This window comes from Burkholderia stagnalis, assembly GCF_902830275.1.
Classification (GTDB): Bacteria; Pseudomonadota; Gammaproteobacteria; order Burkholderiales; family Burkholderiaceae; genus Burkholderia; species Burkholderia stagnalis.
The window spans coordinates 161,881-177,591 of sequence record NZ_CADESW010000015.1 but is presented as its reverse complement, the minus strand read 5'-3'; the positions used below and the strand labels follow the sequence as shown (position 1 = coordinate 177,591).

The window sequence follows — 15,711 nt, the reverse complement described above, 5'->3', positions numbered from 1 at the left end:
GCGTCCGTGGCGGCATGGCGCGCAGTGGCTGCAAGCGGGTGCGAATAGGTAGAATTCCCGCACATCGCCACCTTCAATCGACCGACAGGAGCCTTATGACGCAAGGTTCGCCCCGGGCCGCCGCGTGCGCCCGTTCCGGCATCGCGCGCGCCGTGCGGGCCGCCGGCCGCACGGCTGCGGCGCTGCTGGTGCAGACGGCGCTGGCCGCGACCGCCGCGCATGCCGCCCATGCGATCGCCCAGTACGGCGAGCCCAAGTATCCGCCGGGCTTCAAGCACTTCGACTACGTAAACCCGGATGCGCCGAAGGGCGGCACGCTCGTGCTCGCGAACCCGAGCCGGATGACGTCGTTCGACAAGTTCAACCCGTATACGATGCGCGGCAACATCGCGCCCGGCATCGACCTGCTGTTCGAAAGCCTCGCGACCGGCAGCTCGGACGAGCCGGCATCCATGTACGGCCTGCTCGCCGACGACATCGCGGTCGCGCCGGACGGCCTGTCGGTCACGTTCCACCTGAACCCGCGCGCGCGCTTCTCGAACGGCGACCCGGTGACGGCCGCCGACGTCAAGCATTCGTTCGACATGCTGAAGAGCAAGCAGGCCGCGCCGCAGTACGCCGCGTATTACGCGGACATCGTGCGCGCGGTGATCGTCGACCCGGCCACGGTGCGCTTCGAGTTCCGCCGGCGCAACCGCGAGCTGCCGCTGATCGCGGGCGGCGTGTCGGTGTTCTCGCGCAAGTGGGGGCTGCGCGCGGACGGCACGCGCATTCCGTTCGACCAGCTCGCGTTCGAGCAGCCGATCGGCAGCGGGCCGTACCTGATCGAGCGCTACGACAACGGCCGCAATATTACGTACCGGCGCAACCCCGCCTACTGGGGCGCCGACCTGCCGGTGCGGGTGGGCACCCACAACTTCGAGCGGATCGTCTACAAGCTGTACGGCGACGGCGTCGCGCGGCTCGAGGCGTTCAAGGCCGGCGAGTACGACGTGCTGGTCGAGAACATCGCGCGCAACTGGGTGCGGCGCGACGTCGGCAAGCGCTTCGACAGCGGCGAGCTGATCAAGCGCGAGTTCCGGCAGCACAACGGCGCGGGCATGCAGGGCTTCATGATGAACCTGCGCCGACCGTTGTTCCGCGACGTGCGGGTGCGCCAGGCACTCGACCTCGCGCTCGACTTCGAATGGCTGAACCGCCAGCTGTTCTACGGTGGCTACACGCGCCTCGACAGCTACTTTGCCGACACCGACCTGCAGGCAACCGGCATGCCGGGCCCGGGCGAACTCGCGCTGCTCGATCCGCTGCGCGCGCAGCTCGACCCGGCGGTGTTCGGCCCGATGGTCGTGCAGCCGAATACGAACCCGCCCGGCTCGCTGCGCGCGAACCTGCTGAAGGCACGCGCGCTGCTCGCCGCGGCTGGGTGGACGTATCGCGACGGCGCGCTGCGCAATGCGAAGGGCGAGCCGTTCACGTTCGAGATCCTCGACGATGCGGGCTCCGCGTTCGAGCCGGTCGTGATCGCATACCAGCGCAACCTCGCGAAGCTCGGCATCGACGTGAAGTTTCGTACCGCCGACTACGCGCTGCTGCAGAAGCGTCTCGACGCATTCGACTACGACATGACGACGATCCGTTACCTCGGGGTGCAGGTGCCCGGACCCGAGCAGCTGGCGCGCTACGGCAGCAAGTTCGCGGACGAGCCGGGCTCGTCCAATGTGATCGGGCTCAAGTCGCCGGCCGTCGACGCGCTGCTCGCGGCGCTCGGCGCGGCCGAGACCCGCGAGCAGCTGCTCGACGCGACGCATGCGCTCGACCGCGTACTGATGCACGGCTACTACGCGATCCCGCAGTGGTACAGCACGACGCACCGGGTCGCGTACAAGCGCACGCTTGCCTATCCGCAGACGCTGCCGCTGTACTATTCGGCGGAGGACTGGGTCGTGTCGACCTGGTGGATCAAGCCGGGCAGCTGAGCACGGCGGCCGCCGTCCCAACCATTGCTTATCGATCGCGAGTCGACGCCTATGTGGAGCTATATCCTCAAACGCCTGCTGCTGATGATCCCGACGCTCGTCGGCGTGCTGACGCTGACCTTCGTCGTGATCCAGTTCGTGCCGGGCGGCCCCGTCGAACAGGCCGTGCAGGAGCTGCGCAAGGGCGCGACGGAGCAGGGCGCGGCACCGTTCGGGATGCGCGCGCATACGGGCGTCGACCCGCAGCAGGTCGCGCAGCTCAAGGCGCTGTACGGGTTCGACAAGCCGCCGCTCGAGCGCTACGTGCTGATGCTGAAGCGCTTCGCGCGCTTCGATCTCGGCGACAGCTACTTCCGCCACCAGAGCGTGTGGTCGCTGATCGTGCAGAAGCTGCCGGTGTCGATCAGCATCGGGCTCTGGACGTTCTTCCTCACCTACCTGATCTCGGTGCCGCTCGGCATCGCGAAGGCCGTGCGCAACGGCTCGCCGTTCGACGTCGCGACGAGCCTCGTCGCGCTCGTCGGCTACGCGATTCCCGGCTTCGTGCTCGGCGTGCTGCTGCTCGTGCTGTTCGGCGGCGGTTCGTTCTGGCAACTGTTCCCGTTGCGCGGGCTCACGTCGGACAACTTCGCGCAGCTGTCGATGGCCGGCAAGGTGCTCGACTACCTGTGGCATATCGCGCTGCCGATCACGGCGTCGGTCGTCGGCAGCTTCGCGGTGGTGACGATGCTCACGAAGAATGCGTTCCTCGACGAGATCCGCCGGCAATACGTGCTGACCGCGCGCGCGAAGGGGCTGTCGGAGCGGACCGTGCTGTGGAAGCACGTGTTCCGCAACGCGCTGCTGCCGCTGATCGTCGGCTTTCCGGCCGCGTTCATCGGCGCGTTCTTCACCGGCAGCCTGCTGATCGAGACGCTGTTCTCGCTGGACGGCCTCGGGCTGCTGTCGTACGAGTCGGTCGTGCGGCGCGATTACCCGGTGGTGCTCGGCACGCTGTACCTGTTTACGCTGATCGGGCTGGCGACCAAGCTGATCTCCGATCTGTGCTACGTATGGGTCGACCCGCGCATTCAATTCGAGAACCTGGAGCGCTGACATGACGCACCTCGCACGACCGCTTCCGCCGCGGCGCTTCGACCACGGCGCCGGCGCGCGCCGGGCCCTCCCGGAGGCGCGCGCATGAGCCAGGCCGCCGCCTCGTCCCGCCTCGACGCCGCCCGCGCGCGCGTGTCGCCGTCGCCCGTGCGCCGCGTGTGGCGGCGCTTCACGCAGCAGCGCCTCGGCTACTGGAGCTTCGTGATCTTCGTCGTCGCGTTCGCCGCGAGCCTCGCCGCGCCGCTGTGGTCGAACGACAAGCCGCTGGTGGTGCGCTACGACGGGCAGTACTACTTCCCGATGTTCAAGGCGTATCCGGAAACGACCTTCGGCGGCGACTTCCCGACGCCCGCCGACTATCTCGATCCGTATGTCCGCAAGCGCCTCGACGCGCCCGGCAACTTCGTCGTCTACCCGCCGAACCGCTACCACTACGACACGCTGAACTACTTCTCGCGCGTGCCGAACCCGGCGCCGCCGTCGCGCGAGAACTGGCTCGGCACCGACGCGCAGGGCCGCGACCTGCTGGCCCGGCTCGTCTACGGGTTTCGCGTGTCGGTCGAGTTCGGGCTGGTGCTGACGCTGATCGGCACGCTGCTGGGCATCGCCGCGGGCGCGGTGCAGGGCTTCTTCGGCGGCCGCATCGACATCGTCGGGCAGCGCCTGATCGAGATCTGGAGCTCGCTGCCCGAGCTGTACCTGCTGATCATCTTCGCGTCGATCTTCGAGCCGAGCTTCCTGCTGCTGATCGTGCTGCTGTCGCTGTTCGGCTGGATCGGGCTCGCCGACTACGTGCGCGCCGAGTTCCTGCGCAACCGCACGCAGGACTACGTGCGCGCGGCGCGCGCGATGGGGCTGTCGAACGCGCAGATCATCTGGCGCCACGTGCTGCCGAACAGCCTGACGCCGGTGATCACGTTCCTGCCGTTCCGGATGAGCGGTGCGATCCTCGCGCTCACGAGCCTCGACTTCCTCGGCCTCGGCGTGCCGCCGCCGACGCCGAGCCTCGGCGAACTGCTCGCGCAGGGCAAGGGCAACCTGGATGCGTGGTGGATCTCGCTGTCGACCTTCGGCGTGCTGGTCGCGACGCTGCTGTTGCTGACCTTCATGGGCGACGCGCTGCGCAATGCGCTCGATACGCGGATTTCCGATTCGGTGCGGGCTGCGGGAGGCCAGCGATGAACGCCTCGACGATGCCGCCGCCGGACGGCGAGCCGCTGCTGTCGCTCGAACGCCTGCAGGTGCGCTTCGGCGACACCGTCGCGGTCGAGGACGTGACCTTCGCGATCGGGCGCGGCGAACGCGTCGCGCTGGTCGGCGAGTCGGGCTCGGGCAAGAGCGTGACCGCGCTGTCGATCCTGCGGCTGCTGCGCGACGCCGAGGTGGGCGGCACGATCCGCTTCGCCGGCCAGGATCTCGCGGCGCGCAGCGAGCGCGAGATGCGCGGGCTGCGCGGCTCCGACATCGCGATGATCTTCCAGGAGCCGATGACCGCGCTCAACCCACTGTATACGATCGGCGCGCAGATCGGCGAGACGATCGTGCTGCACGACGGTGTGACCGCCGCCGAGGCGCGCAAGCGCACGATCGCGCTGCTCGCGCGCACCGGCATCGCCGAGCCCGACAAGCGCGTCGACAGCTATCCGCACCAGTTGTCGGGCGGCCAGCGGCAGCGCGCGATGATCGCGATGGCGCTCGCGTGCCGGCCGCGCCTGCTGCTCGCCGACGAGCCGACCACCGCGCTCGACGTGACGATCCGCGCGCAGATCGTCGAACTGCTGCTCGCGCTGCAGCGCGAGGAAGCCGAGAAGCGCGGGATGGCGATCCTGCTGATCACGCACGACCTGAACCTCGTGCGGCACTTCGCGCAGCGCGTCGCGGTGATGGAGCGGGGCCGGCTCGTCGAGAGCGGGCCGGTCGAGCGGATCTTCGCGGCGCCCGAGCACCCGTATACGCAGCGCCTGCTGAACAGCCGGCCGCAGCGCGCGGTCGCGCCGGTCATGCCGATCGCGCCCGTGCTGCTCGACGCCCGCCATGTGAGCGTGCAGTTCGCGCGCAAGCGGCCGGGCATCGCCGGCTGGTTCCGCACGGCGCCGGTCACCGCGGTGGCGGACGTGTCGGTGTCGGTCCGGCAGGGCGAGACGCTCGGCATCGTCGGCGAGTCGGGCTCCGGCAAGTCGACGCTCGCGATGGCGCTGCTCGGGCTGCAGAAGACGGCGCACGGCGAGATCGAATTCCAGGGGCGCGCGCTGTCGAGCTATCGCGGCCGCGAGCAGACCGCGCTGCGCTCGAACCTGCAGGTCGTATTTCAGGATCCTTACAGTTCGCTGTCGCCGCGCCACACGATCGAACGGATCGTCGGCGAGGGGCTCGAGCTGCACCGCCCGGACCTGTCGGCCGACGCGCGGCGCGCGAAGTCGCTCGCGGTGCTGCGCGAGGTCGGCCTCGACCGCACCGTGATGCATCGCTATCCGCACGAATTCTCCGGCGGGCAGCGGCAGCGGATCGCGATCGCCCGCGCGCTGGTGCTCGAGCCGCGCATCCTGATCCTCGACGAGCCGACGTCGGCGCTCGACGTGTCGATCCAGCAGCAGGTGCTGAAGCTGCTCGCGAATTTGCAACAGAAATACAACCTCGGCTACGTGTTCATCAGCCACGACCTGGAGGTGATCGGCGCGATGGCGCACCGCGTCGCGGTGATGCAGGACGGGGCGATCGTGGAGTTCGGCGAGGTCGCCGACATCTTCGGCAAACCGTCACATCCTTACACACAAAAGCTGTTGAAAGCCGTCTGGAAAGCGTGATAGGCCGCCAATGGTCTGACCATCTCGATTGTATTTTTTAATTTGTTTTGACAAACGGATACGCGCTGGCTAGTATCGACCGAAATTTTCCGCCAATCAGCTGATTTTTAAGCACAATCCATCGACCAATGCAGCACCGATCCCTGACCCAGGCATGCGCGCGCGCCGTCGCCGGGATGTTTATCGGCGTCCTGTTGGCTGCGAGTTCCGGCGCGTTCGCCGACGAAGCAAGCAGTTTTAACCAGAATGCCGCATTCTCGACCCAATCCGGGTCGGCGTCCGCCCAGAATTCCCAAGCCAGCAGCCAGCCGTCGTCGGGCGGCGGCGCGAAGTCGTTCCTGTCCGGCATGGCGGGCAAGGCGGGCGACGTCGTCGTCGGCGCGCTGAACATGATCGGCGTGCGCTACCGCTGGGGCGGCAACACGCCGGATTCGGGCCTCGACTGCAGCGGCTTCGTCCGCTATGTGTTCCAGGACACGCTCGGCATGTCGCTGCCGCGCCGCGCGGAAGAGATGAGCCGGGTCGGCGAGAAGGTGCGCGTGAGCGAGCTGAAGCCGGGCGACCTGGTGTTCTTCAACACGATGCGCCGCACGTTCTCGCACGTCGGGATCTACATCGGCGACAACAAGTTCGTGCATTCGCCGTCGACCGGCAGCACGGTGCGCGTCGACGATCTCGACAGCACCTACTGGGAAAAGCGCTTCAACGGCGCGCGCCGGATCGAGTCGCAGTTTCCGATGAAGGCCGACGACCTGCGCCAGCGCGTGCGCGCGACGCTGGGCGACGATACGGCGAACGGCAGCAACTGAGCGTTCGCAGGCAGTTGGATCAGACAGAACCCTGTCGCCCGAAAGGCGGCAGGGTTTTTTGTTTTGGCGGTAGCGGCTGATGCTGCTGCCGCCGGCCGGCGTCGCTTACGCGGTCACGCCGCGCGCTGCCGCGAGCTTGCGCTGCAGTTCGGGCATGATGCGCGCGACCGCTTCCTCGCCGGCGAGGATCGCCGCGTTGCGCTGGTTGAAGTCGCTGCCGCCCATCGCGCTGAGGTTCGGCCGGATCACGACGTCGGCGTACTTGTCGAGCTCGTAGGTCTTGATCGTCTGGCCCATGATCGTGAAGGTCTGCAGCAGCATCTCGATCGGGTTGCCGGTCGCCGCGCCGTCCGGGCGCGAAGAGATGTCGACCGCGATCACGAAGGTCGCACCCATCTTGCGCGCGTACGATGCGGGCACCGGGCTCACGAGCCCGCCGTCGACATACTCGCGGCTGCCGATCTTCACTGGCTCGAACACCGACGGCACGCTGCACGACGCACGCACCGCGAGCCCCGTGTTGCCCTGCTGGAACAGGATCGGCTGGCCGTTCTGCAGATCGGTGGCGACCACGCCGAGCGGCTTGGCCATCTTCTCGATCGGCCGGTTGTTCAGCGACTTGTTCAGGAAGTTCTGCAGCGCGACGCCCTGCAGCAGGCCGCGCGAGCGGAACGGCAGCGCCCAGTCGCTGATCGCGGTCTGGTCCATTTCGAGCGCGAGCTTGTTCAGCTGCAGCGCGTTCATGCCCGACGCGTAGAGCGCGCCGACGACCGAACCCGCGCTCGTGCCGGCGACGAGGTCGAGCGGAATGCCGCGCGCCTCGAGCCCCTTCAGCACGCCGATGTGCGCGAAGCCGCGTGCGGCGCCGCCGCCGAGCGCGATGCCGATCTTCACCGGCTTCTCGTGCGGCTGGGCCGTCGTGGCGGCATTGTCGGGGCGGCTCTTGCCGCCGAGCGACGTGCAGGCGGCGAGGCTGGCGGAAGCGGCGGCGATCGTGAATTGACGGCGCGACAGGCGAGGGGACGACATCGAGGGTTCTCCAGCGTCGGGCGGCGGGCGACGGGCCCGCCGCGGCGGTAGGTTCCGGGCGGCGGCGCGACATGCGCCGCGCGGCCGGCGCGGCGCCGGCTGGCGGCCGCGGCGCGCACATCATAAAGCAAGCGGCGCGCTTGGCGCGATGGGCGGCGCGGGTATAATTCCGGCTTCATTTCCGTTCCGGGCGCCGCCGGCTCCGTTGCAGCATCCGCAGCAATCGAGCAGCCGCTGTCGGCCCCGCGTCGAATCATTCACCCGCCCCAGGCGTTCGAGTTACCGTTTATGACCCGTCCTGTCCGTACCCGCTTCGCGCCGAGCCCCACCGGCTTCATCCACCTCGGCAACATCCGCTCCGCGCTCTATCCGTGGGCGTTCGCCCGCAAGACGAAGGGCACGTTCGTGCTGCGCATCGAGGATACCGACGTCGAGCGTTCGTCGGTGGAGGCGGTCGATGCGATCCTCGAGGGGATGGAATGGCTCGGCCTGGATTTCGACGAAGGCCCGTTCTACCAGATGCAGCGGATGGACCGCTATCGCGAGGTGCTCGCGAAGATGCTCGCGGAAGGGCTCGCGTATCCGTGCTACATGTCGACCGAAGAGCTCGACGCGCTGCGCGAGCGCCAGCGCGAAGCCGGCCTGAAGCCGCGCTACGACGGCACGTGGCGCCCGGAGCCGGGCAAGGTGCTGCCCGAGCCGCCGGCCGGCGTGAAGCCGGTGCTGCGCTTCCGCAACCCGCTGACCGGCAGCGTCGCGTGGGATGACGCGGTGAAGGGGCGCGTCGAGATTTCGAACGAGGAGCTCGACGATCTCGTGATCGCGCGCCCGGACGGCACGCCGATGTACAACTTCTGCGTGGTGGTCGACGATCTCGACATGGCGATCACGCACGTGATCCGCGGCGACGACCACGTGAACAACACGCCGCGCCAGATCAACATCCTGCGTGCGCTGGGCGGCGAGGTGCCGGTGTACGCCCACCTGCCGACCGTGCTCAACGAGCAGGGCGAGAAGATGAGCAAGCGCCACGGCGCGATGAGCGTGATGGCGTACCGCGAAGCAGGCTATCTGCCGGAAGCGGTCGTGAACTACTTGGCGCGTCTCGGCTGGTCGCACGGCGACGCCGAAATTTTCTCGCGCGAGCAGTTCGTCGAATGGTTCGATCTCGAGCACCTCGGCAAGTCGCCGGCGCAGTACGACCACAGCAAGCTGAACTGGCTGAACAACCATTACATCAAGGAAGCGGACAACGCGCGTCTCGCCGAGCTGTCGAAGCCGTTCTTCGCGGCGCTCGGCATCGACGACGCGGCGCTCGCGGCCGGCCCGGACCTCGTATCGGTGATCGGCCTGATGAAGGATCGCACGTCGACGCTCAAGGAGCTCGCGGAAGGCGCGGCGATGTTCTACCGCGTGCCCGCGCCGGAAGCGGATGCGCTTGCGCAGCATGTGACCGACGTGGTGCGTCCGGCGCTGGCCGAACTGGCTGCCGCGCTGAAGGCGGCCGAGTGGAGCAAGGAAGCGATCGCGGCTGCGCTGAAGGCGACGCTCGCCGCGCACAAGCTGAAGATGCCGCAACTGGCGATGCCGGTGCGCCTGCTGGTTGCGGGCACGACGCATACGCCGTCGATCGACGCGGTGCTCATGCTGTTCGGCCGTAACGTCGTCGTGTCGCGTATCGAGGCCGCGCTGGCCTGAGGTCCGAGCCGTTGCGGAACCGTCGTTCGGCGGTTTCGCAAAAAAATCTGCTCGAATCGCAAAAAGGGTATTTACAAGTTCAAAGCAGGTCCATATAATCTCATTTCTGTTCTGCAAGGGGGTATAGCTCAGCTGGGAGAGCGCTTGCATGGCATGCAAGAGGTCAGCGGTTCGATCCCGCTTACCTCCACCAACAGAACAAACAAGTCGTGACGCGAAGCAGGGTAGTTAAAAAATGCTTCACAAAACGATTTAAAGCAGTTAGAATTTCGGTCTTCGCTGTTGACGAAAAATTAATAGCGAAAACCAGACAGATCTGAAAAGATTTTGTCCCCTTCGTCTAGAGGCCTAGGACATCACCCTTTCACGGTGAGTACAGGGGTTCGAATCCCCTAGGGGACGCCAGATTAAGCGGCGTTTCGTTGGAAGTGTCGCAAAGCCGGCAGGAACGTAACCGACGTCCTGCGGGTAGGGTGCAGAAAGCTGGAGCGGTAGTTCAGTCGGTTAGAATACCGGCCTGTCACGCCGGGGGTCGCGGGTTCGAGCCCCGTCCGCTCCGCCAGAACGAAGCCCGTTCAAGCGTCTTTTGAACGGGCTTTTGCATTAAAGATGTAAGCAGTATGTTGTCCCCTTCGTCTAGAGGCCTAGGACATCACCCTTTCACGGTGAGTACAGGGGTTCGAATCCCCTAGGGGACGCCAGATTTCGGCGTCGTTCGAACAAACGATGCGCCGGCAGGAAGCAACCGACGCCTGCCAGGCAAGCAGCAAGACTGGAGCGGTAGTTCAGTCGGTTAGAATACCGGCCTGTCACGCCGGGGGTCGCGGGTTCGAGTCCCGTCCGCTCCGCCAAAACAATAAATGCCCGCCTCGTGCGGGCATTTTTGTTTGTGTCGTTCGGTCGTGCCCGCTTGCGGGCGCGTGACTGCGGAGTGGAGGAAGCCGCCTGCGCGGCTTCCGGCGGGAGTCGAAGGGATGCGCCTGCAGGCGCATCCGCGGCCTGCGGGATGTAGGCGAGTCCCGTCCGCTCCGCCAAAACAATAAATGCCCGCCTCGTGCGGGCATTTTTGTTTGTGTCGTTCGGCTACGCGAAAACCGCGATTGCATCTGCATCGGACTGCGCTATCTTGGCGGGATGCGTCCCTGACCCTTGCGCGATGCTCGATCCTACCGACCTGCGAATCCTGTACCAGCTCCGCCCCGCGGAGCCCGGCGATTTTCCGTTTGCCGAAGCATTGACGCACGGCAACATGGGCGGCTATTACAAGCGCCATGGGCTCGTATGGCGCAGCGACCTGTTCTACGCGAGCTGGCGCGAGTCCGAGAACTTCATCCTCGAAGCCGACGGCGAACGCATCGGCGTGTTGCGCATTACGGAAGAGGGCGATTCGCTGCATATCCGCGACGTACAGATCGCGGCCGGCCATCGCGGGCAGGGCGCCGGCACGTATCTGCTCGAGATGTCGCATCGCTGGGCGAGGGCGCGCGGGCTGAGCGAGCTGCAGCTGCGCGTGTTCGTCGACAATCCCGCCGCGCGTCTCTACCAGCGCATGGGCTATCGCGTGACCGGCGCGCGCTTCGCGCAACTCGGCTCGATCCGGCACATGGTGCGGCGAGTCTGATGCGAGGGCGCGGCGTCAGCGTCGCGCGTCCGCCGTGTCGTCGTGCAGCTGCTCGTCGTCTCCCGCAGGGTTTTCGGCGGCCTCGTGTTCGTGGCCGCGCAGCATGAACGCGCGCGGGCTCTCTCCGAATGCCCGCCGGAACATCGCGGAGAACGCACTCTGGCTCTGGTAGCCGAGCTCGCGCGCGATATGCGACAGCGGGCGCCCCTGGTTCAGGAGCGGGATCGCGCGCGCAAGCAGCGCCTGCTGCCGCCATTGCGAGAAGCTCACGCCGAGCTCCTGCTTGAACAGCCGCGAAACCGTGCGCGTGCTCGCGCCGATTTCGCTCGCCCAGTGTTCCAGCGATTCCGCATGCGCAGGCTGCGCGAGCATCGCCTCGCACAGCGTGCGCAGCCGTTTCTCGTCGGGCATCGGCACGGCGAGCGGCAACGGTTCGGCGCGGCTCAGCTCGTCGAGCACCAGCGCGCAGAGCATGCGCTCGCGCGTCGCGCTCAGGTCGCGCGCATCGAGCGCGACGACCAGCTCGCGCAGCAGCCCCGTCACCTCGACGACGCGACACGCGTCGAGCCCGTCCGGCACGATCGACGCGTCGATGTACAGCGTGCGCAGATAGGCATCCTCGACGATCACGACCTCGTGGGTCACGCGCGGCGGCACCCAGATCGCCCGCGACGGCGGCACCATCCACGTCGTGCCTGTCGTCGCCATCCGCAGCACGCCGCGGGACGCGTACGCGAGCTGCGCCCACGCGTGCGTGTGACGCGGCACACGCACGCCGGCGGGAAGCGGCCGTGCGCGCACGCGCATCGGATGAGCGGGAGTCGGCGCGAATTCCGGTGGAATGTCGATGACGTCCTGATGGGCGCGCTCGTCGGCGCGGGCGGGCGAATTCATGGGCGATTCGGGCGATACGCAGCGATGCCGCTATTGTAGAAGGCGCCGTGCAAACGCACGCGGTGGTTTTTCCGCCGATAATGCAGCGTTCGAATGCCCCTTGCATGGACCCCGCGTGTGAACCACGCGACCGAATCGGGCGCAGGCGCGCCGGGTTCGATCGACAGGAGACGATGACATGACGTTTGCCACGACCGACCTCTGCGATGCCCACGAAGGCCAGCTCGCGGCCGGCACCTTGCGCGTGCTCGAGCCGGCGCTGCGCCCGTACGGCGGCGCGGCGCGCTTCGCGGGCCCCGCGGCGACGCTCAAGCTGTTCGAGGACAACACGCTCGTGCGCGCGGCGCTCGAGCAGGACGGCGGCGGGCGCGTGCTGGTCGTGGACGGCGGCGGCAGCCGGCGCTGCGCGCTGGTCGGCGGCAACCTCGGTGCGCTGGCCGAGAAGAACCATTGGGCCGGCATCGTGGTCTATGGATGCGTGCGCGATTCCGAAGAATTGCGCGTCTGCAACGTCGGCGTGCTCGCGCTCGCGACGCATCCGCGCAAGAGCGACAAGCGCGGCGCCGGCGAACGGGATGTTCCCGTCACGGTGCTCGGCACGCGGATCGCCCCCGGCGAATGGATCTACGCCGACGAGGACGGCGTGCTCGTCAGCGCGACGCCGCTGACCTGACACGGCAACCCACGAATCGAAGAAGGAGGAACACGATGCGCCACGTTTTCGTCTACGGCACGTTGAGAGCGGGAGAGGCCAACGATATCGGCCACGCGGCGGCGAAGCATGGCATCGCCGCGCCGACGCTCGTCGGTGCGGCCGCGTTGCCGGGCGAACTCTACGATTGCGGCACGTATCCGGGCATGGTCGCCGCGGCCGATGCCAGGGCGCTCGTCTGGGGCGACGTCTACGAAGTGGACGAGCGGCTCGTGCCGGTGCTCGACGAGATCGAGCGCGTCTATCCGGGCGTCGACAGCCTGTTCAAGCCCGAGACGGCAACCGTCGAGCTGGGCGGCCGGCAGTACGCATGCCTGTATTACCCGATTGCCGCGCACGCGGTGACGGACAAGCCGCGCATCGCGTCGGGCGACTGGGTTCAGCATCGGCGCGAGCGTGAGCGCGTGAGCGCGTGACGGTCGACGCAGCATGAGAAAAAGGCGCCCGAGGGCGCCTTTTTCGTGTGCCGTGCGCGGCGTGAAAGGTGCGACCGCGGGCCGCGCCCAACCGGCCGCACCTAGCCGGCCGCACCTAGCCGGCCGCACCTAGCCGGCTGCGTCAGATCTCCTCGTACAGCGGCAGCGTCAGGAACTCCGTGAAGCCTTCCGACGTAGACATCTGCTCGAAGATCGCCGCGGCGCGCTCATACGGCTGGGTGTTGCCGCCGACCGACTTCTTCACGTTCTCGAGCTCGGCCTTCGCGTAGTCACGCACGAGCTCCGCGGTCACCTTGCGGCCGTCGTCGAGCACGCCCTTCGGCGAACGGATCCATTGCCACACCTGCGAACGGGAAATCTCGGCCGTCGCCGCGTCTTCCATCAGGTTGTGGATCGGCACGCAGCCGTTGCCGTCGAGCCATGCGCCGAGGTAGTGGATGCCGACGTTGATGTTGTTGCGCAGGCCGGCCTCGGTGATCGGCGCTTCCGGCTGGAAGTCGAGCAGGTTCTTGCCTTCGACCTGCACGTCGTCGCGTTGCTTGGCGATCTGGTTCGGCTTGTCGCCGAGCACCTTGACGAACTCTTCCATCGCGATCGGCACGAGGCCCGGGTGCGCGACCCAGCCGCCGTCGTAGCCGTCGGTTGCATCGCGCTGCTTGTCCGAGCGCACGCCGCCCATTGCCTTGTCGTTCGCTTCCGGATCGTTCTTGATCGGGATCAGCGCGCTCATGCCGCCGATCGCCGGCGCGTTGCGCTTGTGGCAGGTCTTCAGCAGCAGCAGCGCGTATGCGCGCATGAACGGCACGGTCATCGTGATCTTCGAACGGTCAGCGAGGCAGAAGTCGCGGTCGTTCTTGAACTTCTTGATCGCCGAGAAGATGTAGTCCCAGCGGCCCGCGTTCAGGCCCGAGCTGTGCTCGCGCAGCTCGTACAGGATTTCGTCCATCTCGAACGCGGCGAGGATCGTCTCGATCAGCACGGTCGCGCGGATCGTGCCGCGCGGCACGCCGACCGCTTCCTGCGCGGCGACGAAGATGTCGTTCCACAGGCGCGCCTCGAGATGGCTTTCCATCTTCGGCAGGTAGAAGTACGGGCCCGAGCCGCGTGCGATCAGCTCCTTCGCGTTATGGAACAGGAACAGCGCGAAATCGAAGATGCCGCCGGACACGCGCTGGCCGTCGACCGTCACGTGCTTCTCGTCGAGGTGCCAGCCGCGCGGGCGCACGATCAGCGTCGCGACCTTGTCGTTCAGCTTGTACGACTTGCCGTTCTGCTCGAGCGAGATCGTGCGGCGGATCGCGTCCTTCAGGTTGATCTGGCCGTCGATCTGGTTCGTCCAGCTCGGCGCGTTCGAATCCTCGAAGTCCGTCATGTACGAATCGGCGCCCGAGTTCAGCGCGTTGATGATCATCTTGCGCTCGACCGGGCCGGTGATTTCGACGCGGCGGCATTGCAGGTCGGCCGGCAGCGGCGCGACCTTCCAGTCGCCTTCGCGGATGGCCTTCGTGTCGGCCAGGAAGTCGGGGCGCTCGCCGGCGTCGAGACGCTTCGTGCGTTCGGCGCGCGCCTGCAGCAGCGTCTGGCGGCGCGGTTCGAACGTGCGGTGCAGCGCCGCGACGAGCGCAAGGGCGTCGGGCGTCAGGATTGCTTCGTAGCCCGGGCGAATCTCGCCGGTAATCGCCATGCCTTGCGGCAGCGTGAGCGGGGTGATCATGAGTCTCATCTCCTTGGTCGGTCAGTTGCGGTTTCGGTAAAGGGGGAAGTGGCCGGCAGCGATGCAGGCGTTACGCGCCCGGGCCGGGGCGCGCGCGGCTGGCAGGTCTGCCGGACGGAGCCGGGGTGGCGAGGAAAGCGAGCAGGTCGGCCATGCCGGCGCCGGTGCCGTCCGGCGGCGCGCCGAGCTCCTCGGCGGGCGCGCCCGTGCGGTTGAGCCAGAACGTCGTGTAGCCGAACCATGCGGCGCCCGTCACGTCCCAGCCGTTCGACGACACGAACACGATGTCGCGCGGGTGCGCCCCGAACGCGGCGGTGCCGAGCGCATAGGCGGCCGGGCACGGCTTGTACGCGCGCACCGCATCGACCGACAGCACGCGGTCGAACAGGCCGTTCATGCCGGCGCTCTTGATCGCGATGTCGAGCATCTGCGGGTTGCCGTTCGACAGGATCGCGAGTTGCGGGCGCGGGTCGAGCGCGCGCAGCTTGCGCAGCGCGGGCACGGTATCGGGATAGGTGGACAGGCACGCATATTCGTCCATCAGGCGTTTCTCGGCGGCGCTGTTGAGCGCGAGGCCGAGCGCGCGCGCGGCGAAGCGCAGCGCGTCGAGCGTGATGTCCCAGAACGGGCGGTAGCGGGCGCCGGCCGGATCGGCGAGCGTACGCAGCTGCGAGTATTCGATTTGCTTGCGTCGCCACAGCTGCGACAACCGTTCCCCGTGGCCGGGGAACATCTGCTCTGCCGCGGCCACGACCGCATGCACGTCGAACAACGTTCCGTATGCGTCGAAGAGAATGGCGTCAGGAGAGAGTGTCGTTGTGGCCGACATAGCCTTGCGCTCCAGTATCAGAGGTCGGAAACGATTTTATTCGTGCTCGTCAGTGCTAAAAAAGACGCTAAACATCACTTGATCTTTTACTTT

Annotated in this window: 13 protein-coding genes and 5 tRNA genes; 14 read left to right on the top strand and 4 right to left on the bottom strand. The window is 67.2% G+C overall.

Annotated features, from left to right (window positions below; all coding sequences use genetic code 11):
* Positions 1–95: 95 nt before the first annotated feature.
* From HWY45_RS24575 to HWY45_RS24555, 5 genes are all read left to right on the top strand, one after another.
* Positions 96–1,976 (top strand): extracellular solute-binding protein, encoded by a 1,881-nt coding sequence (locus HWY45_RS24575; protein ID WP_059885726.1) that lies wholly within the window; start codon positions 96–98, stop codon positions 1,974–1,976.
* Between the two features lie 51 nt (positions 1,977–2,027).
* On the top strand, positions 2,028–3,071 hold the full coding sequence (locus HWY45_RS24570) for a microcin C ABC transporter permease YejB (RefSeq protein WP_059885724.1): 1,044 nt from the start codon (positions 2,028–2,030) through the stop codon (positions 3,069–3,071).
* Positions 3,072–3,155: 84 nt separating this feature from the next.
* Positions 3,156–4,253, top strand: coding sequence for an ABC transporter permease (locus HWY45_RS24565; RefSeq protein WP_059885722.1), 1,098 nt, complete (start codon positions 3,156–3,158; stop codon positions 4,251–4,253).
* The gene (locus tag HWY45_RS24560) at positions 4,250–5,875 is read left to right on the top strand and encodes an ABC transporter ATP-binding protein (protein ID WP_059885721.1); all 1,626 of its coding nucleotides are present in this window, start codon (positions 4,250–4,252) and stop codon (positions 5,873–5,875) included. Before HWY45_RS24565 ends, HWY45_RS24560 begins: the two co-directional genes overlap by 4 nt.
* A gap of 128 nt (positions 5,876–6,003) precedes the next feature.
* Positions 6,004–6,684, top strand: coding sequence for a C40 family peptidase (locus HWY45_RS24555; protein ID WP_059885719.1), 681 nt, complete (start codon positions 6,004–6,006; stop codon positions 6,682–6,684).
* A 105-nt stretch (positions 6,685–6,789) separates the two neighbouring features.
* Here HWY45_RS24555 and HWY45_RS24550 read toward each other — a convergent pair whose 3' ends face one another.
* Positions 6,790–7,713, bottom strand: a complete 924-nt coding sequence (locus HWY45_RS24550) for a patatin-like phospholipase family protein (RefSeq protein ID WP_059885717.1) — start codon at positions 7,711–7,713, stop codon at positions 6,790–6,792.
* A gap of 288 nt (positions 7,714–8,001) precedes the next feature.
* Here HWY45_RS24550 and gltX point away from each other — a divergent pair, with 288 nt between their 5' ends.
* The 7 genes from gltX (at position 8,002) to HWY45_RS24515 (ending at position 11,032) form a co-directional block, all read left to right on the top strand.
* Positions 8,002–9,411 carry a glutamate--tRNA ligase gene (gene gltX, locus HWY45_RS24545; protein ID WP_059885715.1) on the top strand — a complete coding sequence of 470 codons (1,410 nt, stop codon included), beginning with the start codon at positions 8,002–8,004 and terminating at the stop codon, positions 9,409–9,411.
* Positions 9,412–9,528: 117 nt separating this feature from the next.
* Positions 9,529–9,604, top strand: a tRNA-Ala gene (locus tag HWY45_RS24540).
* 136 nt (positions 9,605–9,740) lie between these two features.
* Positions 9,741–9,816: transfer RNA gene (locus HWY45_RS24535), tRNA-Glu, on the top strand.
* Between the two features lie 80 nt (positions 9,817–9,896).
* A tRNA-Asp gene (locus HWY45_RS24530) sits at positions 9,897–9,973 on the top strand.
* Positions 9,974–10,036: 63 nt separating this feature from the next.
* Positions 10,037–10,112: transfer RNA gene (locus tag HWY45_RS24525), tRNA-Glu, on the top strand.
* Between the two features lie 73 nt (positions 10,113–10,185).
* A tRNA-Asp gene (locus HWY45_RS24520) sits at positions 10,186–10,262 on the top strand.
* A 305-nt stretch (positions 10,263–10,567) separates the two neighbouring features.
* Positions 10,568–11,032, top strand: coding sequence for a GNAT family N-acetyltransferase (locus HWY45_RS24515; protein WP_059563501.1), 465 nt, complete (start codon positions 10,568–10,570; stop codon positions 11,030–11,032).
* Between the two features lie 15 nt (positions 11,033–11,047).
* Here the strand turns inward: HWY45_RS24515 and HWY45_RS24510 are convergent, their stop codons facing one another.
* Entirely contained in the window at positions 11,048–11,926 is an 879-nt protein-coding gene (locus HWY45_RS24510) for an AraC family transcriptional regulator (protein ID WP_059563500.1), read from the bottom strand.
* 178 nt (positions 11,927–12,104) lie between these two features.
* Between HWY45_RS24510 and rraA the strand changes: the two genes are divergently transcribed.
* A complete protein-coding gene (rraA, locus tag HWY45_RS24505) occupies positions 12,105–12,599 on the top strand; it encodes a ribonuclease E activity regulator RraA (RefSeq protein ID WP_059885203.1) in 495 nt (164 codons plus the stop codon).
* A 35-nt stretch (positions 12,600–12,634) separates the two neighbouring features.
* Entirely contained in the window at positions 12,635–13,054 is a 420-nt protein-coding gene (locus tag HWY45_RS24500; RefSeq protein WP_059885201.1) for a gamma-glutamylcyclotransferase family protein, read from the top strand.
* 142 nt (positions 13,055–13,196) lie between these two features.
* Here the strand turns inward: HWY45_RS24500 and aceB are convergent, their stop codons facing one another.
* Together aceB and HWY45_RS24490 are read right to left on the bottom strand one after the other, a co-directional pair.
* Positions 13,197–14,789, bottom strand: coding sequence for a malate synthase A (aceB, locus tag HWY45_RS24495; RefSeq protein WP_059885214.1), 1,593 nt, complete (start codon positions 14,787–14,789; stop codon positions 13,197–13,199).
* 70 nt (positions 14,790–14,859) lie between these two features.
* Entirely contained in the window at positions 14,860–15,618 is a 759-nt protein-coding gene (locus tag HWY45_RS24490) for a haloacid dehalogenase type II (RefSeq protein WP_059885199.1), read from the bottom strand.
* Positions 15,619–15,711 lie beyond the last annotated feature (93 nt).